Below are 22,138 nucleotides of genomic sequence, written 5' to 3' on the forward strand. Positions count from 1 at the left end.
GCGGGCGATTGCGGTGACAATGCACAGCATAGCCTGAGCAGGGAGTACCCCCGATGACCGATACCGCGCCCGTGGCGCTGATCACCGGCAGCGCGCGCCGGATCGGCGCGGCCATCGCCCGCCAGTTCCACGCCTGTGGCTGGTCGGTGGCGCTGCATGCCCACACCTCCACCACCGAGCTGCAGCAGATGGCCTTCGACATGGACATGCTGCGGCCGGGCAGCGTGCTGGCCCTGCAGGCGGATCTGCGCGATGCCGATGCCCTGCCCGACCTGATCGACCAGACCATGGCCCAGTTCGGCCGGCTGGACACGCTGGTCAACAACGCCTCCAACTTCTACCCCACCCTGCTCGGCCAGATCACCGCCGCGCAGTGGGACGACCTGTTCGCGGTCAATGCGCGCGCGCCGCTGCTGCTGGCCCAGGCCGCCGCGCCGCACCTGCGCCGCCAGCAGGGCAGCATCGTCAACCTGACCGATCTGCACGGCACCCAGCCGATGCGCGACCACCCGGTGTACGCGGCCGCCAAGGCAGCCCTGGAAATGGTCACCCGCTCACTGGCGCTGGAGCTGGCGCCCAAGATACGGGTCAACGCGGTTGCCCCTGGGGCCATCCTGTGGCCGGAACAGGGCAAGGACGATTTCGCCCGGCAGGCGCTGCTGGCGCGCACGCCGCTGGCCCGCACCGGCACGGTGGAGGAGATCGCCGAGGCGGTGTACTGGCTGGCCACCGAGGCCGCGTTCGTCACCGGGCACACGCTGCGCGTGGATGGCGGGCGGACGTTGTCGTAAACGCCGATTGCCCCGCCCGGTAGTGCCGGCCGCTGGCCGGCTCCGCATGAATCGGGTGTTGTCGCATCGTCGGCCAGCGGCCGGCACTACCCGGCGCCTGATTACCCGGGCACCAGCTCCATCGTGTCGAACGGCTCGCCGAACTGCCGATGCGCGCGCCACAACGCCTCCAGGGTCAGCCCGCTGACCGGATCGCGGAAGTCCGGCGCGATGTCGGCCAGCGGCTTGAGCACGAAGGCGTGCCTGAGCTCCGGGCGCGGGATGCGCAGGTGGCCGGGGCCTTCCACGATCAGGTCGCCGTAGAACACCACATCGATATCCAGGGTGCGATCGCTGAAGCGCGGGCCGCTGCGGTCGCGGCCGTGGGCATCTTCCAGCGCGTGCAGCCAGTCATCCAGTGTCTGCAGCGGCAGCTCGGTCTCGATCGCCACGGCGTTGTTGAGGAAGTCCGGGCCGTCGAAGCCGACCGCGGCAGTGCGGTAGGCCGGCGATACCGCGATCGCGCCGAAACGCGCGCGCAGCGCCTCCACCGCGGCGTGAAGGTGCTGTTGCGGCTGCAGGTTGCTGCCCAGGCTCAGGAGCGCAGTGGTCATGGTATTCAGCGTACGTGGGGCGATTCCACACGGGGGCAACATGCCCAGCGCATAGAATCGGGGTGCACATCATAGGACACCGACATGACCTATTGCGTCGGCATCGAGGTGGACGAAGGCCTGGTCTTCGCCGCCGACACCCGCACCAACGCGTCGCTGGACGACGTGCGCGTGCACCGCAAGCTGCACGAGTTCGAGTTTCCCGGGGAAGCCGCCTTCGTCATCATGGCCGCGGGCAACCTGGCGACCACCCAGCTGCTGATCTCACGGCTGCGCCGTGATGTGGAGGAACAGCGCCCGGAAAATCTGCGCGCCTACCGGCATCTGTTCGAGGTGGCCGAGTACGTGGGCCGGGTGCTGCTCGACAGCCAGGTCAAATCCAGCACGCATGAGGCGGGCCAGGATGGCATCGTGACCCAGGCCACGCTGATCCTGGGGGGCCAGATCGGCGGCGAGCATCCGGGGCTGTACATGATCTATCCGCTCGGCAATGCGATCGCGGCCTCGCCGGAAACCCCGTTCCTGCAGATCGGCGAGTCCAAGTACGGCAAGCCGATCCTCGACCGCATCCTGCGCCCGCAGACGCGGCTGGAAGACGCTGCGCGCACCGCCATCGTCTCGCTGGATTCCACCATCCGCTCCAACCTGTCGGTCGGGCTGCCGGTGGATCTGGTGCTGATCCGCAAGGATGACCTGCGCATCACCCAGCGCATGCGCCTGGCCGGCGACAGCCCGCTGTACGCGGAAATCCACGGCAACTGGTCCTTCAAGCTCGAACAGGCCGTGGCCAGCCTCCCCCGGTTCCCCTGGGAGGCCTGATCAGGCGGTTTCCAGCGCCTCGGCGACCGAACGGAACACCTGCTGCATTTCCAGCGGCTTGCGCAGCACGTGCACATTGATGCCCGGCGGGAACACCGCCAGCGGCACGGTCACCTCGGCTTCTTCCAGCACCAGCGCCGGCCCGCGATAGCCCAACGTAGCCATCTCGCCCAGCAGGTGGCTGGCCGAGAGCAGCTTGGAGCCGGCATCGGCGATCACCAGTGCCGGCATGCTCTCCTGCTGCATCCAGCGCAGCGCGGCCGCACCATCGGAGGCCAGCTGCAGGTGATAGCCCTGGCTGGACAACGCATTGCCCAGCAGCGACAGCCGCGTCGCCTCACCGTCCACGACCAGGATGGACTGGCCGGTACCGGCGGCGATCGGCCCATCGACCGTAGCGGCGGTGTCGGCGATCTCGCGCATCGGCAGCAACAGATCGAAGCGGGTGCCGACACCCGGCTGGCTGTCGACGTGGATGCTGCCGTGTGCGCCTTCAATGATGCGCTTGCACGAAATCAGGCCCAGGCCGGTGCCGGTGGCCTTGGTGGTGAAGAAGGGATTGAACAGATGCGACAGGGTATCGGCATCCATGCCGATGCCTTCATCGGTCACCGAGATCCGCAACCAGTCCTCGCCATGCGTATCGGCGGCGGATGCCGCGCGCAGGGTCAACCGGCCGCCGTCCGGCATGGCCTGGATGGCATTCAACGCAAGGTTGAGCAGGACCTGCTGCAGCTCGGTGTAGTTTGCATCCACCGCCAGGCCGTCGGCCACCTCCAGGTGCAGGGTGACCTTGGCGGGCAGGTTGCTGCGCAGGAGCAGCTCGACCCCTTCGAACAGGTGGACCAGGCAGATGTGTTCGCTGCTGTTGCGCGAACCGCGCACGAAGGACAGCATCGATTCGGCCATCTCATGCCCGCGCCGGCCACACTCGGCGATGATGTCGGCCAGATGGTGCAGCTGCGGATCGTCGGTGCGTGCCTTCATCAGGTCCGGCATGATCAGCAGCGGCTGCAGGATGTTGCGCAGGTCGTGGCTCAGGCCGGCTGCCAGCAGCGACAGGCTTTCCAGACGCTGCGCGCGCATCAGCTCGGCTTCCACCCGCTGACGGTCGATCGCGCTGCGCGCTTCGCGCACGGCACGCGCCACCGCCGAGGGCAGGCGCGCCGGCTGGTGCTTGATGATGTAATCGTTGGCCCCCTGGTGCAGGGCGGCCACCGCGTTTTCCTCACCCATCGTGCCGGACACGAAGATGAAGGGCACCTCGGGCAACGCAGCGCGCACGATCTGCAGCGCTTCATTGCCGGAAAAGCCGGGCATGCTCAGGTCGGACAGCACGATGTCCGGCGCGGCGCGCTCGAGCGCCTCACGCAGTTCCTGCGCGCTCTCGACCCGCTCGAAGCTGGCCTCCAGGCCAGCGTCGAGCATCTGCTCGCACATCAGTTCGGCGTCTTCCGGCGAATCCTCGATCAGCAGGATCCGCAGGGCACCCAACGCAGGGCCGGTCAGCGGCATGGTCTTACTCGACCTCCGGTGCCTGGTTGATCAAACCCCAGAACTTGCCCAGGGTCTGCACCGCGCCGAAGAACTGGTCCACGTCCACCGGCTTGACCACGTAGGCGTTCACGCCCATGTCCCAGCTGCGCGCCAGATCGCTTTCCTCGCGCGAGGATGACAGGATCACCACCGGCAGCCGCTTGAGCTCCTCGGTGTTGCGGATTTCCTTGAGCACTTCCAGGCCATCCATGCGCGGCATCTTGATATCCAGCAGCAGCACGGCCGGCAGGCCTTCGTCGCGGGTGGCGAAGGCACCACGGCGCAACAGGTAATCCATCGCTTCCACGCCGTCTTCGACGTGCACGATCGGGTTGGCCAGGCGGGCCTCCTTCAATGCGTCGATGGCCATCTCGGCGTCGGCGGGGCTGTCCTCGGCAAGGAGGATGGTACGGAGAGCGGTCATGCGGCGGAGCCCTTGTTGATTGCGTCGAGCGCGGGTGGAAGAACGAAATGGAAAGTGGCGCCCTGATCGACCACCGACTCGGCCCAGATGCGGCCCCCGTGGCGGGTCAGCACCCGGCGGACACTGGCCAGGCCGATGCCCGTGCCGGGGTAGTCACTGGCCTTGTGCAGCCGTTGGAACACCCCGAACAGCTTGCCGGCGTAAGCCATGTCGAAGCCGGCGCCGTTGTCGCGCACGGTGAACAGATGGCTGCCGTCCGGCTGCAGTTTGTAGTCGACCTCGATCCGGGCCGGCTCGCGGTTGGAAGAATACTTGATCGCGTTGCCGAGCAGATTCAGCCAGACCTGCCGCATCATGTTTTCATCGGAAACAATGATCGGCAGCGGCGCGATCTTCCAGTCGATATGGTGCGGCACCCCGCTGCTCTCCGACTCGCTCTGCTGGTTGGCATCGAGCATGGCGCGGGTGTCGGCCACCAGCGACTGCATGTCCACGGCCTGCAGCCGCATCGCCGCCCGGCCCAGGCGCGAATAGACCAGCAGGTCGTCGATCAACGCGGCCATGCGCTTGGCCGAATTGGAAATCACGCCCAGGTAATGCAGGGACTTTTCGTCCGCGCCCTCGCCCAGGTGACGGGTCAACTTGTCCGAGAAGCCGGCCACGTGACGCAGCGGCGCGCGCAGATCGTGCGAGACGGAGTAGCTGAATGCTTCCAGTTCGCGGTTGACCTCGGAGACCTGCTCGACCTTCCCTTCCAGCTGGCGGTTGAGCTCTTCCACGCGCAGCTGCACGGCGCGCTGGACGGTGACATCGCTGACCGTCATCAGCACCACTTCGTCATCCTTGTCCGGCAACGGCATGCGCCGCGCGTTGATCAGCATGATGCGGACCACGTCATCGGCGGTGCGCTGTTCGTGCTCGTAGTCCCACAGCTCGCGGCCGCGCAGCAGCACATCGGTCAGGCGCTGGCGGACCACCGCATCGGCCCAGGCACCGTCGCCGATGCTGTCCAGCGGCAGTCCTTCGGGCGAGGCCTCCTCGTCCAGCCCATACAGTTCGGCGAACGCGGGGTTGTGCATCTGTACCCGCAGGCTGCGGTCGAGCAGCACGATCGGCTCGCGCACGGTATGCAGCACCGAGGCCGCGCGCTCGGCCGCGCGCAGCGAGGCACGTTCGGCAGAGAGGCGGTGGCGGATCTGCCGCTGCAACAGCCACAGCACCAGGCCGAGCAACAGCAACTGCACCACCAGCGCCGACCAGGACACGAACTCACCCTGGCGCTGCTGTGCGGCAAACAGCGAGGAGCGCTGCTTGAGCAGCTGCTCCTCGGTGGCCTGCAGTTCTTCCACCAGGCTGCGGATCGGGTAGCGCGTGGTCAGGTCGGCCACCAGCTGGCGCTGATCGGCATCGGGCGAGGAACGGGCCAACTGTTTGGCCAGCTCCATCCGGCGCTCGAGCATGGACTGGATGCGACCGATCCGGACCAGCTGATCGGGATTGTCGCGGGTCAGCTCCGCCAACCGCGCCAGCCGCCCGGGAATGTCGTCGGCCTGGGCCAGCCGCTCACGCAGGCCGGGGGCGTCGATGCCCTTGGACATCGTCAACGCCGCGGATTCGACATCGCGGACATCGGCCTGGAGCTGGTAGACCGCCACCCCGACATCCTGGGTATGGGTGACCCAGTTCATCGCATCGATGTTGTCATTGGCCAGCTTGCGCAGGGTGAGCCACGGCACCACGATGATGGCTACCGCCGCCAGGGCCAAGGCCGGCAGACGCCAGCGGTCCCAGATTTGATCACTGAACACCAGCGCCATAGTCCCTCGTCAGCTCGATGCCATCGACGACCCGGCCCAGGCGGCAGCGCCGGCCCGCGCAGCCCCATCGGCAATGGCGAAGCGTTGAATATACTCCACCCCTTTGTGAATACGGGGCAGGCGGCCTGCCAAAAAAAAAGCGCGCCCGAAGGCGCGCCCTGTTCAGCGATGCAGCGTTGGGGCTCAGCGTGCGGCGGTCGCAGCCACCTTCAGGTTGGCAGCATCGACGCGCTTGACGCCCTTGATCTGCTGGGTCACGCGTACGGCCTTGTCATGCTCGGCCTGGCTGGCCACGGTACCGGTCAGGGTGACGACGCCATTGACGGTCTCCACCTTCACTTCGGTACCCGGGACGTTCTTGCTGGTCAGCAGGTCGGTCTTGACCTTGGTGGTGATCCAGCTGTCGGTGACCGGCTCGGCCGAATCGTGCTTGTCGGCATGGGTCATCGCGGCATGATCGGTGGTCTTCGGCGGATCCTTGGCCATGGCAGTCGAGGTGCCCAGCACCATGCCCAGGGCCAGCGAAGCAGCAAGCAGATTACGGGTCGTGTTGGTCATGTTCGAATTCCTTTGCGGATGTGCAGCCAGTGTCCGTGCACGGCCGTGGACGGGACGTGGGCGCCGCATAACGTTGCCGTGAACCACTCAGGTTGGCGCCCGATCGTTCAGATTTCCGCCGCGCGCGCGCAGCCGTTACGCTGTCCTGCCCCGTTATGTTGGAGCGCACCATGGCCGCCACACTTCAGGTCGCCTTGATCGGCTACGGGCTGGCGGGCAGCGTGTTCCATGCGCCGTTGATCCTGCATACGCCAGGGCTTGCACTGCACAGCATCGTCAGCTCGCAGCGGGATCGCCTGCTGCGCAGCTTCACCGATGTGCGCATCTGCAATGACCCGCAGGCGGTGTTCGATGACCCGGCGGTGGATGCGGTGGTGATCGCCACGCCCAACGATGCGCATGCCCCGCTGGCGCGCGCCGCACTGGCGGCCGGCAAACATGTGCTGGTGGACAAACCGTTCGCACTGTCCGTGGCGGAGGCCGAATCGGTGGTGCAGGCCGCGCACGACGCCGACCGGGTGGTGACGGTGTTCCAGAACCGCCGCCACGATGCCGACTTCCTCACGCTCAAGCAGGTGATCGACAACGGCAGGATCGGCCGCGTCGCCGAATGCCATTCCCACTTCGACCGCTTCCGCCCACAGGTGCGCGAACGCTGGCGCGAAAGCGATGCGCCCGGCAGCGGGCTGTGGATGGATCTGGGGCCGCACCTGCTGGACCAGATGCTGCAGCTGTTCGGCTGGCCCGGCGCGATCAGTGTGGACCTGATGGCGCAGCGCGAGCACGCGCTGGGCAACGACTACTTCCATGCGGTACTGCATTACCCCCGGCATCGCGCGATCGTGCATGCCGGCTCGCTAGTGGCCGCCTCCGGCCCGCGCTTCATCGTGCATGGCGATGCCGGCAGCTATCTGAAGGACGGGCTGGACGTGCAGGAAGATCAGCTGCGGCGCGGCATTGCCCCGGGCGCCCCGGGCTGGGGACTGGATCCGCAGCACGGTCACCTGGTGCGGATCGATGCCGACGGGCACACCCGGCGCAGCACCGTGGACAACGTGCCCGGCGATTACCGGGCGTTCTATGCGGCCTTCCGCGATGCGATGCTGGGCGTGGGCGAAGCGCCGGTCAGCACTGCGCAGGCGCTGCAGCTGATGCGCCTGCTGGAGGCGGGCGCAGAGAGTGCACGCAGCGGGCGGCGGGTGACCCTTTGAGTCGGCCACGCCCGCCCACGCAGATCTCCGCCATGCGTGGATGCGGGCCGGACGATGGGGTTCGGCCCGCATCGATGGGTCTTACGTGGTCTTGATCGCGTGACCGCCGAACTCGTTGCGCATTGCCGCCAGCAGGCGGTCGCTGAAGGAGTTCTTCTCGCGCGAGCGCAGGCGTTCGAGCAGTGACAGCGTGATCACCGGGGCCGGCACATCCAGATCGATCGCCTCGGCGACGGTCCAACGGCCTTCGCCGGAGTCCTCGACATACGGTGCGATGCCGTCCAGCTGCGGGTTGCGGCCCAGTGCGTCGGCACTGAGATCGAGCAGCCACGAACGCACCACGCTGCCGTGCTGCCAGGCCTTGGCCACCTGCGCCAGATCGAGGTTGAACTCGGTCTTGTGCTGCATCAACGCGAAGCCTTCCGCATAGGCCTGCATCATCCCGTACTCGATGCCGTTGTGGACCATCTTGCAGAAGTGCCCTGCCCCGCTCGGCCCCACATGCGCCCAGCCACGGTCCTCGCCCGGCGCCAGCGTGCGGAAGATCGCCCCGATCCGTTCGACCGCCGCCGTGTCACCGCCGATCATCAGGCTGTAGCCCTCCTGCAGGCCCCACACGCCACCGCTGGTGCCGCAGTCGATGTAGGTCACCTCCTCGCCCTGCAGCTGTTCGCTGCGGCGCATGGAATCCTTGTAGTACGAGTTGCCGCCGTCGATCACCACATCGCCTTCGGACAGATGCGGCGAGAGTGACGCCAGGGTCTGGTCGACCACGCCGGCCGGCACCATCAGCCACACCACGCGCGGGACCGGCAGCGCGGCGAGCGTCTCGGCGATCGAGGCACTGACCTGGAACCCACGCGCGGCCGCCGCGCTGCGGGCGGCCTCACCCGGATCGACGCCGATCACGTGGTGGCCGCCCCGGTGCAGCCGCTCGGCCATGTTCGCGCCCATGCGGCCCAGCCCGATCATTGCAATATCCATGAATCACCTTTGCTCAGTTGTCGTGTTGTCTTGCAGGAACGCTGGCGGCGGGGCATCGCACTGGCGAAGGCGTGCGTCGATCCAGCGCCGATACAGCGTGGTATGCAGGTTGTGCAGCCCCAGTTCGATCGCGAACGGTGTACGCGGATTGCGATCGAGCAGGCGTGCGATGTGGTACCCGATAGGACGTATACCCCGAGGATGCACGTAAATCAGGAACCCCTGGTAGAACGGATCGTCCAGCAAGGCATCCAGTTCCTTCAGCAACGGTTGCTGCTCGGCCGGTACCTCGCGCCGCCAGATCGGATCGCGCTCGATCAGCAGCCGCTCGAACCGGCGCGGTCCCGGGCCCGGCATGCGCTGGGCCAGCGCCCAGATGCGCCGGTTGATCCGGTCGTAGTAGGCAAAGCCCTCGTGCTCGCGCAGCGCGCGTGCCGCCGCATCACTGACATCGACCACCACGAAGTTCTCGGCCTGGTTGTTGATGTCGTCCAGGTACTTCCGCTCGAACACGTGCTCGATGAAGCCGGGCGTGCCGACGAAGGCCTGCCGCCCGCGCAGGGCGGTCTTCTTCGCCTTGCCATCGGCCAGGAACTCCCCGGCATGCCGGCCGAGCAGGATGCTGTCGGTCTCGTGCAGGGTCAGGAAGGTGCCGATGGAGAGCTCATCGGCCGAGAACTCGCGATCGAACGCGGCATCGCCGTACAGCTCGCGCTGGGTCGCCAGTTGCGCGACCTGGCGGCCGACCCCGCACTCGGCACGCACGCGGCCCTCGTAGAAGGTCTGCAGCGCCGCACTGTTGGCCCCGGCCGGCTGATAGCCGCGGCCGAAGCTGCGGAAGCGCTCCCAGCCCTTGGCCTGCGCGCCGCCGGCACCGAAGCCGATCCAGCCCAGCTGCAGCGCCGAGAAGCGGAAGCCGTCGTTGTCCTGCAGCGCGGTGGTGGCGCGGCGGGTAGCGGCGCCAAGCTGGAAGGCGTACGCACATACGGTGGCCGGGTCATCGAACAACGTGGGCAGCCAGGCCTGCCGCTGGTCCGCCGACCACTGCCGCGGCAGCTGCACACGCAGGTCGCCGGCGCTCTGGGCCTGGCGCAGATCGGCGCGTTCGCAGACCGGACCACCGTGCACCTTGGGGGCGTCGATGTCGGCTGCAGCGATCTGCCAGCCAAGCTCCTCCAGCACGCCCTGCGCACAGGACGACGCGCTCCACGCGCTGCCCGCCGGGATCAGCCCCAGCAGGAACGCAAGCGCATGGCGGCGCCAGCGCCGCGATCCTGTTGCCATGACCTGCCGCACCGCCGCCCGCTCAGCGCAGCGATGCCGGGGTATCGCTCACCACCGTGGCAGGCGTGGCCTCCACCGCCGCAGCCGGGGCTGTCGCGGGCGCCGCGGCCGGCGTGGGCTCGGGCACGGCCGCGGCCGGCAAGTACTGCTGCAGGCGCTCGAAGAAGCGGCGGTAGAAGGTGGCGTCCTGCACGGTGCTGCTGGCCACTTTCACCAGCGAGTCGTCATTGCTGCCGAACGGCAGCGACACCGAGCCCAGCGCGCCCACGCCGACGCTGGCCGAGGTCGGGCTCTTCTTGAGCGCGTAGCGATCCTGCACGGCACTGACGAATACCAGCGCCTGGTCGCCGCGCGGCGCACAGGAGATGCGCAGCACCAGTTGCTCGTGCTCTTCATCCTTGGGCTGGAAGTTCTTGTTGCCCTCCACTGCGTCATCGCCGGCGCGGGCGATCGCGTAGCCCTGGCTGAGCAGGGTACGGCGTGCGGCCTCGCAGGCCTGGGCAGGCGGGCCGGGCACGGTGCGCGAATAGGTATCGCCGGAGTCGAAGGACTCCCGGATCAGCGTGCTGTCAGCGGCGCGGCCGCCACAGGCGGTCAAAGCGGCGAGCCCCGCCAGCAGCGGGATCGAACGTACACGACGAAAGCGCATGGCCGCTCCTGCGGAAATCCAGCCTCCAAGGATAGACCTGCGCACGTTGGCAGGAGGTGGATACGCACAGGCCGCCCCGAAGGGCGGCCTGTGGAGTTGTCACCGGTTCAGCTGCGGCAGCCGTGGCGGTCAGTCCGCCCAGCGGCCCACACCGGTCGACTGCGGCAGCACCTGGGCCGACAGCGGGCGGTCGGCTTCCAGCAGGTTGACCGCATCGGCCAGGATCGCGGCCGACTCGCGCAGCAGCGGATCCGGACGCTTTTCGGCCGCCTTCTCACGGGCGGCATCCTTGACGATGTCGCGCTCGTTGCCGGTCAGACCGTCGTCATTGCTGTCATCGGCCAGCGGATCCAGATCCAGACCCAGTTCCTTGCGGATGGCCTGGCGGTCGGTGCGCTGCTTGTCCTGCTTCTCACGCTCGGCGCGGCGCTCGGCCTCGTTGAGCGAGATGTACTTCTTGGCCTTCTCGGCGCGGAACTGCTCGACATCCTCGTTCCACCACTGGAATTCCTTGTCGGCAGCGATGCGCGTGTCGTGGCGGCTTTCCAGCTTGGGCAGCAGCGGGCCGAAGTTGCCGTACTGGGTGTGCGGCACGGCGGCGATGCGGGTCCACGGCAGCGCGTTGTCGTAGGTGCTTTCGCCGTACTCGCTGGCGTCCACGCTGGCCGGGAAGGCCAGATCGGGCACCACCCCCTTGTGCTGGGTGCTGCTGCCGCTGACGCGGAAGAACTGGGCGATGGTCAGTTTGACCTGGCCGAAGCGCTGGGTCTCGCCACTCGGCCAACGGTCGAGGTCGACGATGTTCTGCACGGTGCCCTTGCCGAAGGTGGTCTCACCGATCACCAGGCCGCGGCCGTAATCCTGGATGGCGCCGGCGAAGATTTCCGAGGCCGAGGCCGAGCCACGGTTGATCAGCACGGCCAGCGGGCCGTCCCACGCCACCACTTCGCTGCGGTCGCTGTTGACGGTGACGCGGCCACCGGACTCGCGCACCTGGACCACCGGGCCCTGTTCGATGAACAGACCGGTCAGTTCGATCGCTTCATCCAGCGAACCACCGCCGTTGTTGCGCAGGTCCAGCACCACGCCATCGAGTTTGTCGGCCTTGAAGCCGGCCAGCAGCTTGGCCACGTCGCGGGTCGCAGAGGCGTAGTCGGCGGCGTTGCGGCGGCGGCCTTCGAAATCCTGGTAGAAGGTCGGCAGCTTGATCACGCCCACCTTGCGCTCGGGCTCCCCATCCTTGGCCGGGATGGTCAGGGTCTCGCCCTTGGCGGCCTGTTCGGCCAGACGCACCTTCTGGCGGGTCAGCACCAGGGTGTGGTGCTTGCCGTCGACGCCCTCTTCGGCCGGAATGAATTCCAGGCGCACCTGGGTATCGCTCTTGCCGCGGATCTTGGCCACCACATCATCGATGCGCCAGCCGATCACGTCTTCCAGCGGACCGGACTTGCCCTGGCCCACGCCGACGATGCGGTCGCCCGGCTTCAGCGTGCCGTTGACGGCGGCCGGACCACCGGCGATGACCTCGCGGATCACCACCATGTCGTCCTGGCGCTGCAGCTGCGCGCCGATGCCTTCCAGCGACAGCGACATCGCCTGGTTGAAGTTCTCGGCGGTGCGCGGAGTGAAGTAATCGGTGTGCGGGTCCACCGCGCTGGTGTAGGCGTTGAGGAAGAACTGGAACACGTCCTCGCCCTTGAGCTCATTGACCGACTTTTCCAGCGTGGCGTAACGCTTGTCCAGCGTCTTGCGGATCTCGGCCGGCTGCTTGCCGGCCAGCTTCAGGCGCAGCCAGTCGTTCTTGACCGACTTGCGCCACAGATCGTCCAGCTCGGCGCTGCTCGCGGCCCACGGCACGTCCTTGCGGTCGTACTCGAACTTCTCATCGGTGCTGAAATCGAAATCCGTCTTGAGCAGCTTGCGCGCATAGCCGACACGCTCACCGACGCGCTGCTTGTAGACCGCGAACACCTGGAACGCCGGCTCCAGCTCGCCGCCGCGGATGGCGGTGGCGATGTTGGCCTCGAACGGGGCGAAGCGGGTGATGTCGGCCTGGGTGAAGAACTGCTTGCTGCTGTCGAGCGACTCCAGGTAGCGCTTGAAGACGTCCTTGGAGGTCGCGGCATCGAGTGCACGCGGCCGGTAGGCGTATCGGCTGTCCGAAAGCAGTCCGTAGACCAGCTTGGAGGTGGTCACCTGGTCGGCCGTGGCCGCCGAGGGCAGCGCGGGCGAATCGGCGTAGGCGGCCAGTGCCATCGGCGCGGTGAGCGCCAGGGCCATCAGGAATGCGGGGGCTTTGAATTTCATGGACTAGCTCGTGGCACCTTGCCAAGGGAGAGACTGCGTGCATTACAGACACCACGACAGTGCCGAAAGTTGCCGCGTTTGTCACCGGGGCCTTCAGCCTACCGAGGCCGTTGGAGAAATTTGTGAATACCGGGGAGAACGGCGGGCAGGCACAGGCCTGCGGCCATCCGCGGTTCAGGGCCGCGGCCGGGGAAAGACGGGAGGGATTGGCAGAACGGGCCCCGAAGGGCCCGCTGGATCAACCGGCGACGCCGGCGTCGGCCGCCTGGCGGTCGGCGTGGTAGGACGAGCGCACCATCGGCCCGGAGGCGACGTGGCTGAAGCCCAGCGCATTGCCGTACTCCTCCAGCGCCTTGTACTCCTCGGGGGTCCAGTAACGCAGCACCGGGTGGTGATGTGCGGTCGGCTGCAGGTACTGGCCGATCGTGATCATGTCCACGTCGTGCTCGCGCAGGTCGCGCAGCGTGGCCTGCACCTGCTCCAGGGTCTCGCCGAGGCCGAGCATGATGCCGGACTTGGTGGCGATCTCCGGGTGCTGGGCCTTGAACTTCTTGAGCAGGGTCAGGGACCACTGGTAGTCCGCGCCCGGGCGCACATTGCGGTACAGATCCGGCACGGTTTCGATGTTGTGGTTGAACACATCCGGCGGGTTGGTCGCCAGGATCTCCAGCGCGCGCTCCATGCGGCCCTTGCCGCGGAAGTCCGGGGTCAGCACTTCGATCTTGGTCTTGGGCGACTTGGCACGGATGGCACCGATGCAGTCGGCGAAGTGCTGGGCACCGCCGTCGCGCAGGTCATCGCGATCCACGCTGGTCACCACCACATACTTCAGGCCCATGTCGGCCACGGTCTGGGACAGGCTGGCCGGTTCATTGGCGTCCGGCGGCTTGGGCCGGCCGTGGGCGACGTCGCAGAACGAGCAACGGCGGGTGCAGACCTCACCGAGGATCATGAAGGTCGCGGTGCCGTGGCTGAAGCACTCGTGGATGTTGGGGCAGCTGGCTTCCTCGCAGACCGTGACCAGGCGGTTCTCACGCAGCTTGGCCTTGAGGTTCTGCACGGCGTTGCCGGAGGGAATCCGCACGCGGATCCACGACGGCTTGCGCAGCACCGGCACGTCGGCGAACTGCACCGGCGAGCGGCCGATCTTGTCACCGCCGATCTGTTTGACGCCCGTCTGCAACGGGGCGGCGGACGGCGTGTCGCCCTGCACAACCTGCAGGGGAATGAGGCGAGCGGTGGTTTCAGTCATGGCCTTGGTCGGCGGCGTTCACGCCGCGTCAGTCAAATCGGGTAGTTCAGCGGCCGGCTCGAGGTCCAGGCCGAACTGGCGGGCCAGATGGCCCAGCAGCACCGGCGTGACGGCCGCCATGCCGGACGGTCCCCCCAAGTCTACCACCGAGGTCACCTGCAGCCCTTGATAGCCACAGGGGTTGATCCGGCGGAACGGTTCCAGGTCCATGGCCACATTGAAGGACAGGCCATGGAAGGTGCAGCCGCGGCGGACGCGGATGCCGAGCGCGGCCACCTTGGCCCCGCCCACGTAGACCCCGGGCGCGCCCTCCAGGCGCTCGGCGCCGATGTTCCAGTCGCCCAAGGTGTCGATGATGGCCTGTTCGATGCGGCACACGTAGTCGCGCACCCCGATGCCCAGCCGCCGCAGCTGCAGCAGCGGATAGATCACCAGCTGGCCGGGGCCGTGGTAGGTCACCTGGCCGCCGCGGTCGACATGAAGAACCGGAATATCGCCGGGGGCGAGCACGTGCTCGTCCTTGCCGGCCTGGCCCAGGGTGAACACCGGGTCGTGCTCGACCACCCACAGTTCATCGCGGGTGGCATCGGTGCGGGCATCGGTGAAGCGCTGCATGGCGTGCCAGACCGGGGCGTAGGGCTGGCGGCCGAGGTCACGCACGATGGCCGGTTGCGGCGCCCGGTCGCCCGGGGCCGCGGCAGTGGCGCAGCTGGCTACAGCGTCCACTTCACTTCCGGGTGGTCGCGCAGCGCGTTGTGGGCGGCATCGTACTGTTCGCGGTTGTCGGCCTTGAACACCAGTCGCACGGACACGTACTTGCCGTTGGACGAGTGTTTCCAGCTGACCCGTTCGGTCAGTACTTCCAGCCCGGCGAGCTCGAGCAGGCGTGGCAGTTCGCGTTCCAGGTCGTTGCCGGCCGCGCCCATGGCGCTGAGTTCGAACTGGCCGGGGAACTGGAAGCCGTGGTCGGGGTTGTCAGACTTGATCTCCATGACCGGGATTATGGGGATGCCCGCGCCCGAACCCAAGCGCTGCTTGATCGTGCGCACAGCGGTACCGAACGGCACGTGAAAAGGCCTGTATCGCCACTGATACGCAGCAGTGCGTGCGCAGCGCTGTTCACGACATCACGCTCTGACTACGCTGTATCGGCTTAAGAAAGCATAAATCCCTGTCTGGTATCCCATGTCCCTGAAGCCCTTCGCGCTGCCGGCCGCCCTTGCCGGTCTCCTGGCCTTGGCCGCCCCTGCCGCCCATGCCGCGACTCAATGCGGGCCCGATGCGATGCGCGAGCATCCGCCCCAGGTCAACTTCCGCGTCGACAACGATCTGTTCGGCGGCAAGGACCAGGATCAGGGCTATACCAATGGCGCCCAGATCACCCTGGTCTCGCCAAATCTGGTCGATTACACCGACGATCCCTGCCTGCCGCGCCTGGCACGCTGGGTCAACAGCCATCTGGAGCGGCTGCACCCGGGCGAGTTCGAGCAGCAGAACATGATCTTCAGCCTGGCCCAGGGCATTTTCACCCCGACCGATTTCACCCGGAAGGACCTGATCGAGGACGATCGCCCTTATGCGGGCGTGCTGATCGCCAGCTTCGGGTACAACGCGCGCCGCGGCGACCGGCTGCAGACGACGCAGCTGGCGGTGGGCGTGGTGGGGCCGTGGGCGCTCGGCGAGGAGGTGCAGAACGCGGTGCACGAGCTGCTGGGCGACGAGAAGTTCCAGGGCTGGGACAACCAGCTGCACAACGAACCGGTGTTCATGCTGACGCATGAGCGGATGCGACGTTGGCCGGCCGATGCCAGCGAGAACCTGGGCGGCTGGGGCTGGGATGCGATCAGCCATTACGGCGGCGCGGTGGGCAACCTGGCCACGCACGTCAACGCCGGTGGCGAGGTGCGCTTCGGCTGGAAGCTGCCGGACGATTTCGGCAGTACCCCGCTGCGCCCCGCCGGTGAGAACACGGCGCCGACGCGCGGCGGCAAGCCGAGCGGGTGGTCGTGGCATCTGTTCGCCACGACCGATGCAGCGTGGGTGATCCGCGATATCACGCTGGACGGCAATACGTTCCGCAACAGCCACAGTGTCGACAAGCGGCATGTGGTCGGCCAGGCCGGGTACGGGCTGGCGGTGATGCGTGGGCGCTGGAAGTTCGCGCTGGCGCGCTACCACAGCACGCGCGAGTTCGATGGGCAGCGCGAGGCGCCGGTGTTCGGCAGCTTTACGATCAGCCGGTCGCTGTAACGCCAGAAATGAAAAGACCGGCTTTCGCCGGTCTTTTTTCTTAGTGCGGTCGAATCGGATTACTCCGATTCCCACCACATCCAGAAGCTGTCCCACAGGCGCTTGAAGAAGCCGGCTTCTTCCACGGCGGCCACGGCCACCAGCGGGGCCTGGGCGACGACCTGGTTGTCCAGCATCACCTTCAGGGTACCGACCTGCTGGCCGGCGGTGAACGGGGCTTCGAGGGTCTTGGGCACATCGATGCTCGGCTTGAGATCGTTGTAGCGGCCACGCGGGACGCTGACCAGCATCGGCTGGGCCACGCCCAGCTGCAGCGTGGCGGTCTTGCCCTTCCACACCTTGTGCTCGGCCACGACCTTGCCCGGCTCGTACATGCGGTGGGTTTCGAAGAAGCGGAAGCCCCAGTTGAGCAGCGCCAGGCTGTCATCGGCGCGCTGCTTTTCCGAGCCGCCACCGAGGACCACCGCCACGAGACGCTGGTCGCCGCGCTGAGCCGAGCTCATCAGGCAGTAGCCGGCTTCGGAGGTATGGCCGGTCTTGATGCCGTCCACGCTCTGGTCGCGCCACAGCAGCAGGTTGCGGTTGGGCTGGGTGATGTTGCCGACGGTGAATTCCTTCACCTTGTTGTAGGCGTAGGTTTCCGGGTAGTCACGCACCATCGCGCGACCCAGCAGCGCCAGGTCGTAGGCGGTGGTGTGGTGGCCCGGGGCGCTCAGGCCATGGGCGTTGACGAAGTGGGAATCCTTCATGCCGATCTTGGCGGCATAGCTGTTCATCAGCGAGGCGAAGGCCTCTTCGCTGCCGGCCACGTGTTCGGCCAAGGCGATCGCGGCATCGTTGCCGGACTGGATCGCCATGCCCTTTTCCATGTCTTCCAGGCGCGCGGTCTGGTTGACCGGGAAGCCGCTGTAGCTGCCGTCGGTGCCGGCGCCGCCCTCGCGCCAGGCGCGTTCGCTCATCATCACCTGGTCGTCGGTACGGACCTTGCCGTTCTTGACCTCGGCGGCCACGACATACGAGGTCATCACCTTGGTGATGCTGGCCGGGGCCAGTTGTTCGTGCACGTTTTCACCGGCCAGGACCTGCCCGGTGGCGTAATCCATCAGGATCCAGGCCTTGGAGACGCTGGGCTTCGGAGCCGGCGGCGTGGCCACGGTGGCCGGTGCGGCGGCGGCGGGAGCAGGCGCCGGTGCCGGGGTCGGCAAGGGGGTCTGGGCGGAAACCATGCCCACGAACAGGGTCGTGGCCATGGCAGCGGCGGCAAAGCGGAATTTCATCGGACAGCAAGCTCCTGGAGGGGCGCCAAGGGGTGGATGAGGGATAACGGGCATTGTAGGCCCAAGGAGCGGCGGCACGCGCTGGCGTGCCGCGGGCAGCGGAAGGCTCAGTCCTTCACGATCTGCGGCGCCCCGAAGCCCAGACCGGCAATCCGGCCGGCAAGTTCCGAGGCACTGGCGTGGTCGGGGGCCGGCACGCGCAGGCGCCACAGGGTGCGCCCGCCACTGACGATGTCACTGATGCTGGCCCCGGCGATACCCGCCGAGGACAACTGGCCAAGCGCGCGGGTGGCGTTGTCGCGGCTGGCGAAGCTGGCGACCTGCAGCAGCACGCTGCCGAGCACCTGCTGGGAGAGCGTCGCACTGGGCGCCGGTGCCGGGCGCGCTGCAGGTGCGGCGGCGGGCAAGGCGGCCACCGCGACCGGGGCGCTGTTGACGCTGGCGGCCTGGGTGGTGGCAGGCTTGCCGGTCGCCACGCGCACGCCGTTGTCGCGCATCCAGTGATCGAAGTTGTCGGCGTTGCCCGGCTTGGCCGAGTCGGCCACGCGGTAGCGGTACTGCTCGCCGGCCGGCTTGGCGGCGGCGGCGGGCGTGGCCGTGGCGGCCGGCAGCTTGCCGACCAGGGCATCCATATCGCTGGCGCGGCGTGCCGCGGCAGCGCTGGCCGTGGTGGCGGCTGCCGCAGCGGCGGCGACCTCGCGGCGCTCGCGGCGGCTGGGCTTGTCGGCCAGCAGGTTGTCATCCCCCGGGGCCAGCGCGCGTACTTCAACGTTGCCGGTGCCACGCTGGGTGATGCCCAGGCGCACGGCGGCGGCATAACTGAGGTCGACCACGCGGCCATCGTGGAACGGGCCGCGATCGTTGACCCGCACGATCACCGATTCGCCGTTGTCCAGGTTGGTGACCCGGGCGAAGCTCGGCAGCGGCAGCGTCTTGTGCGCGGCGGTGAAGGCGTACATGTCGTACACCTCGCGGTTGGAGGTCAGGCGGCCGTGGAACTTGGCGCCGTAGTACGAGGCGGTGCCCTTCTCGGCATAGCCGCGGGTCTTGTCCATCACCTGGTATTGCTTGCCCAGCACCACATACGGCGATTTGTTGCCGATCGGCGAGCGCGGCAGATCGACCACGTCCGGCTCGGGGATGCAGGCCACGTTCGGGATGTAGGTGGGGGTGCTGTCATTCACGCCGGGCTTGTACAGGCCGCCGGCGCGGTAGTCACCGCGCGTGCTCGGATCTTCCGCGGCCGCCTTGTAGGGCGACCCGTCAGGACAATGCGCCGGGCGTCCGCCCTTGCCCTGCACCACCGCGCCGGACGGTTTGCTGCTGCCGGCGGTGCTGCCACCCGGTTTCTTCGGCGCACTGCTGCAGGCGGCCAGTGCCAGTATCAACAGACCCGGGATCAGCCATCTGGAGCGTGCGATCGTGTTCATGCCGGCGGCAACTCCTGTCCGGCGATGGCCTGGGACAACTGGTACACGGCCATCGCGTACATTTTCGAGAGGTTGTAGCGGGTAATGGCGTAGTAATTCTGGAAGCCCAGCCAGTACTGCTTGCCGGTGCTGCCTTCCAGCGTGATCGGGGTCGCGGTCAAGCCGGCCGCGACCGGGACGCTGGGCTGGTAACCGCGCTGGGCCAACTGGGACAGGGTCCAGGTCGGCGCCCATTCGGTCGGATTGAATTCTTCACGACCGGCCTGCAGCGTGGCCGGCACGGCAACCGGGCCACCGCGCACCCAACCGCCCTTCTTGACGAAGTAATTGGCGATCGAGGAGAAGACGTCGTCGTAGCTGTTGAACAGATCGCGACGGCCATCGCCGTTGCCATCCACCGCATAGTCCAGATAGCTGGACGGCATGAACTGGCCCATGCCCATCGCGCCGGCGTAGCTGCCCTTGATCGCAGTGATGTCGAGCTTCTCGTCGCGGGTCAGCGCGAACAGGCGCGCCAACTCGTCGCGGAAGAACAGCTCACGGCGCACTTCGCGCTCCAGCTTGGCCGGATCGCCGCTGCGCGGGTACTTGAAGGCCAGCGTGTACAGCGCATCGAGCACACGGTAATTACCGGTATTGCCGCCGTAGCTGGTTTCCACGCCGATGATCGCCACTATCACTTCGGCCGGCACGCCGGTGCGCTGCTGCACGCGCATCAGCTCTTCGCGGTGCTGGGCGAGGAATTTCTTTCCCCCCTCGATCCGCGCCTGGCTGATGAACATCGGCCGGTATTCGTTCCACGGTTTGACCCGCTCGGCCGGGCGCGACATCGCGGCGATGATCGGATCACGGATCTGCGCCTGGGCCAGGGTTGCCTGGATCTGCGCGGCGGGAATCCCGTAGCGTGCGGCGGTGTCACGCACGAAGTTGGCGCGGGCCACCTCGAAGGGCACCGGGGTCAGATCGACCGGGGCGGCATTGGCACCGGCGGCTTCGGGGGCGGCTTCGGCGGGCCCGTTGTTGCCGGCGGCCGGCGTAACCGGGACACCCGAGGCCTGCGGCGTCGGTGAAGGAGTCTGCGGCTGGGTCGCACAAGCGACCAAACCGAGCGTGAGCATGCAGGCCAGGGAGCGTCGAATCATCGCGGCAGGTTAGCAGGTCATGGATGAATTAAAACCCCTAAGGCCATGAATCTCAACGGATTGCCTGAGTTTCTTCGCGACCGTTAAGCCCGCGTGTAGAGAGGCCCTGCCTCCCCTGCCCATTCATAGTCTGACGAAGGTGCCGTCGCCGTCTCGAACGCGCGGCGATGCGGCAAGGCGCATGGCTGGCTCACCGCAGCCGCCCGGCGAAGGGCCATCGAGCAACGCACGTCTCACTTTTGAGAAAGATGCAGAACGCACAAGAGGTCCGCCGGTTGCGTCCCCATCCCCGCAGACGCAACCGGCCAAACCGGACCCGATCGGCAGCGGCGCGGCGCGCATCTCCCCAGCGCGTGCCTCGCCCCTCTGCCTGTTGGGTCAACTACTCCCCGCCAGACTCCCCCTCCGCGATGCTTGGCTCAGCGCGTCGTTGTTGGCGGGCCGCCATTGTGCAGGCCGTTTACGACAAGTCCATTGATCGAGATCAAGTCACTTCATATCTGTGCGCCACTTCTCACTTTTATCTCCGCGCGTTGACAACGTTTGCACCTGAAACCGTTTTCGTGTGCTTGGGGTGCGCAATCGCGGCCGCACCGGCAACTCACGTCGCGTGCACCGGCTGATGCTGGCGCGCCGCCATCACCAGCCCGAAGCTGGCCAGCAGTGAGACCGCCGAGGTGCCGCCATAACTGATCAGCGGCATCGGCACGCCGACCACCGGCAACAGGCCGGAGATCATGCCGCCGTTGACCAGTACATAGACGAAGAACACCAGGCCGGTGGTGCCCACCAGCAGGCGCGAGTAACCACAACGCGACTGGCTGGCGATCCACAGGCAGCGCGCAGTGACGAACAGGAACAGGCTGAGCACCACCGCCACGCCGACCCAGCCGAACTCCTCGGCCAGCACCGAGAAGGCGAAATCCGTGGTGTATTCGGGCAGGAAATCCAGCGTGGCCTGGGTGCCCTGCCCCCAGCCTTTGCCATGCAGGCCGCCCGAGCCGATCGCGATCTTGGACTGGATGATGTTCCAGCCGGTGCCCAGCGGATCGTTCTCCGGATACAGGAAGGTCAGCACGCGATCCTTCTGGTATTGCCGCAGCAGGCCGAACCAGGCCAGCGGCGCGGCCACCGACAACCCGCCCAGCGCGACGGCCATCCACCACCAGCGCAGGCCGGCCAGCAACAGCGCGAATACCCCGCTGGCGGTCACCAGCGTGGCGGTGCCCAGGTTGGGCTGCAGCAGGATCAGCACCGCCGGGCCGCCGATCAGCAACGCGGCGGTCAGCACCGCGCGCGGCCATGGTGGCAACGGCTGCTTGTGCAGGTACCAGGCCATCATCATCGGCAGGCTGAGCTTGAGCAGCTCGGAAGGTTGCAGGTAGAACACGCCCAGGTTCAACCAGCGCTGGCCGTACTTGCCGGTGCCGACCACATACACGGCCAGCAGTGGCAGCAAGGACAAGGTGTAGATCCAGGGCGACCACGCGCGCAGCGTCACCACCGGCAGCCGCGACAGTCCCCACAGCGCGGCAAGCCCGGCGCCGTAGCGCATCGCCTGCGCATGCACGGGCCCGTCCACGCTGTGCAGGACGGCCAGGCCGGCCACCATCAGCAGGCACAGCGCGCCCACCAGGGGCAGATCCAGGGTGCGGAAAAAGAAATGGAACACGGCGCGTGCGCGCTGCAGTAGTTCGACCATGCGGACGACTCCTGTGGATGACGCGACGCACAGCAGGAGGCGACACGGCGAACAGAAAGCGGACCCGCTAGGCGGGCCGGCGCGAGCGCAGGACCGTAACACGCGCGGGCGA

General features: G+C 67.3%; 20 protein-coding genes. 4 read left to right on the plus strand and 16 right to left on the minus strand.

Annotation, left to right across the window (positions count from 1 at the left end; translation table 11 throughout):
• Positions 1-53 precede the first annotated feature (53 nt).
• The gene (locus ACW6W5_RS13985; RefSeq protein ID WP_152152272.1) at positions 54-791 is read left to right on the plus strand and encodes a pteridine reductase; all 738 of its coding nucleotides are present in this window, start codon (positions 54-56) and stop codon (positions 789-791) included.
• A gap of 101 nt (positions 792-892) precedes the next feature.
• Here ACW6W5_RS13985 and folK read toward each other — a convergent pair whose 3' ends face one another.
• Entirely contained in the window at positions 893-1,384 is a 492-nt protein-coding gene (gene folK, locus ACW6W5_RS13990) for a 2-amino-4-hydroxy-6-hydroxymethyldihydropteridine diphosphokinase (protein ID WP_152152274.1), read from the minus strand.
• 84 nt (positions 1,385-1,468) lie between these two features.
• Here folK and ACW6W5_RS13995 point away from each other — a divergent pair, with 84 nt between their 5' ends.
• Positions 1,469-2,203, plus strand: a complete 735-nt coding sequence (locus tag ACW6W5_RS13995) for a 20S proteasome subunit A/B (protein ID WP_152152276.1) — start codon at positions 1,469-1,471, stop codon at positions 2,201-2,203.
• Here the strand turns inward: ACW6W5_RS13995 and ACW6W5_RS14000 are convergent, their stop codons facing one another.
• The 4 genes from ACW6W5_RS14000 to ACW6W5_RS14015 all read right to left on the minus strand — a co-directional run bounded on the left by ACW6W5_RS14000 (position 2,204) and on the right by ACW6W5_RS14015 (position 6,538).
• The gene (locus ACW6W5_RS14000; protein ID WP_121039861.1) at positions 2,204-3,718 is read right to left on the minus strand and encodes an ATP-binding response regulator; all 1,515 of its coding nucleotides are present in this window, start codon (positions 3,716-3,718) and stop codon (positions 2,204-2,206) included.
• Positions 3,719-3,722: 4 nt separating this feature from the next.
• Positions 3,723-4,163, minus strand: coding sequence for a response regulator (locus ACW6W5_RS14005; RefSeq protein ID WP_152152278.1), 441 nt, complete (start codon positions 4,161-4,163; stop codon positions 3,723-3,725).
• The gene (locus ACW6W5_RS14010) at positions 4,160-5,980 is read right to left on the minus strand and encodes a sensor histidine kinase (RefSeq protein WP_121039867.1); all 1,821 of its coding nucleotides are present in this window, start codon (positions 5,978-5,980) and stop codon (positions 4,160-4,162) included. Before ACW6W5_RS14010 ends, ACW6W5_RS14005 begins: the two co-directional genes overlap by 4 nt.
• Before the next feature lie 183 nt (positions 5,981-6,163).
• Complete coding sequence (locus ACW6W5_RS14015; protein ID WP_121039870.1) at positions 6,164-6,538, minus strand: BON domain-containing protein; 375 nt, start codon at positions 6,536-6,538, stop codon at positions 6,164-6,166.
• A gap of 170 nt (positions 6,539-6,708) precedes the next feature.
• Between ACW6W5_RS14015 and ACW6W5_RS14020 the strand changes: the two genes are divergently transcribed.
• Positions 6,709-7,749 (plus strand): oxidoreductase, encoded by a 1,041-nt coding sequence (locus ACW6W5_RS14020; RefSeq protein WP_152152280.1) that lies wholly within the window; start codon positions 6,709-6,711, stop codon positions 7,747-7,749.
• An 81-nt stretch (positions 7,750-7,830) separates the two neighbouring features.
• On the opposite strand, the gene gnd is transcribed toward ACW6W5_RS14020, so the two are convergent.
• From gnd to ACW6W5_RS14055, 7 genes are all read right to left on the minus strand, one after another.
• Positions 7,831-8,733 (minus strand): phosphogluconate dehydrogenase (NAD(+)-dependent, decarboxylating), encoded by a 903-nt coding sequence (gene gnd / locus ACW6W5_RS14025; RefSeq protein ID WP_121039873.1) that lies wholly within the window; start codon positions 8,731-8,733, stop codon positions 7,831-7,833.
• A 3-nt stretch (positions 8,734-8,736) separates the two neighbouring features.
• Positions 8,737-10,017, minus strand: a complete 1,281-nt coding sequence (locus ACW6W5_RS14030) for a hypothetical protein (protein WP_121039876.1) — start codon at positions 10,015-10,017, stop codon at positions 8,737-8,739.
• A gap of 22 nt (positions 10,018-10,039) precedes the next feature.
• On the minus strand, positions 10,040-10,666 hold the full coding sequence (locus tag ACW6W5_RS14035) for a DUF2242 domain-containing protein (protein ID WP_121039879.1): 627 nt from the start codon (positions 10,664-10,666) through the stop codon (positions 10,040-10,042).
• A 129-nt stretch (positions 10,667-10,795) separates the two neighbouring features.
• The gene (locus ACW6W5_RS14040; protein WP_121039882.1) at positions 10,796-12,973 is read right to left on the minus strand and encodes a carboxy terminal-processing peptidase; all 2,178 of its coding nucleotides are present in this window, start codon (positions 12,971-12,973) and stop codon (positions 10,796-10,798) included.
• 238 nt (positions 12,974-13,211) lie between these two features.
• On the minus strand, positions 13,212-14,225 hold the full coding sequence (gene lipA / locus ACW6W5_RS14045) for a lipoyl synthase (protein WP_121039885.1): 1,014 nt from the start codon (positions 14,223-14,225) through the stop codon (positions 13,212-13,214).
• A gap of 18 nt (positions 14,226-14,243) precedes the next feature.
• Entirely contained in the window at positions 14,244-14,951 is a 708-nt protein-coding gene (gene lipB, locus ACW6W5_RS14050) for a lipoyl(octanoyl) transferase LipB (RefSeq protein WP_121039888.1), read from the minus strand.
• The gene (locus ACW6W5_RS14055) at positions 14,939-15,217 is read right to left on the minus strand and encodes a DUF493 family protein (protein ID WP_121041243.1); all 279 of its coding nucleotides are present in this window, start codon (positions 15,215-15,217) and stop codon (positions 14,939-14,941) included. Before ACW6W5_RS14055 ends, lipB begins: the two co-directional genes overlap by 13 nt.
• 193 nt (positions 15,218-15,410) lie before the next feature.
• Here ACW6W5_RS14055 and ACW6W5_RS14060 point away from each other — a divergent pair, with 193 nt between their 5' ends.
• A complete protein-coding gene (locus ACW6W5_RS14060; RefSeq protein ID WP_121039891.1) occupies positions 15,411-16,475 on the plus strand; it encodes a lipid A deacylase LpxR family protein in 1,065 nt (354 codons plus the stop codon).
• 59 nt (positions 16,476-16,534) lie between these two features.
• On the opposite strand, the gene ACW6W5_RS14065 is transcribed toward ACW6W5_RS14060, so the two are convergent.
• The 4 genes from ACW6W5_RS14065 to rodA all read right to left on the minus strand — a co-directional run bounded on the left by ACW6W5_RS14065 (position 16,535) and on the right by rodA (position 22,026).
• A complete protein-coding gene (locus ACW6W5_RS14065) occupies positions 16,535-17,752 on the minus strand; it encodes a D-alanyl-D-alanine carboxypeptidase family protein (protein WP_152152282.1) in 1,218 nt (405 codons plus the stop codon).
• Between the two features lie 107 nt (positions 17,753-17,859).
• Positions 17,860-19,182, minus strand: coding sequence for a septal ring lytic transglycosylase RlpA family protein (locus ACW6W5_RS14070; RefSeq protein WP_152152284.1), 1,323 nt, complete (start codon positions 19,180-19,182; stop codon positions 17,860-17,862).
• Positions 19,179-20,324 (minus strand): lytic murein transglycosylase B, encoded by a 1,146-nt coding sequence (gene mltB, locus ACW6W5_RS14075; RefSeq protein ID WP_152152286.1) that lies wholly within the window; start codon positions 20,322-20,324, stop codon positions 19,179-19,181. Before mltB ends, ACW6W5_RS14070 begins: the two co-directional genes overlap by 4 nt.
• A 601-nt stretch (positions 20,325-20,925) precedes the next feature.
• Positions 20,926-22,026: a rod shape-determining protein RodA gene (rodA, locus tag ACW6W5_RS14080; protein ID WP_152152288.1), complete on the minus strand. Its 1,101-nt coding sequence runs from the start codon at positions 22,024-22,026 to the stop codon at positions 20,926-20,928.
• Positions 22,027-22,138: the final 112 nt, after the last annotated feature.

It is taken from the genome of Stenotrophomonas sp. IS26 (assembly GCF_054188265.1).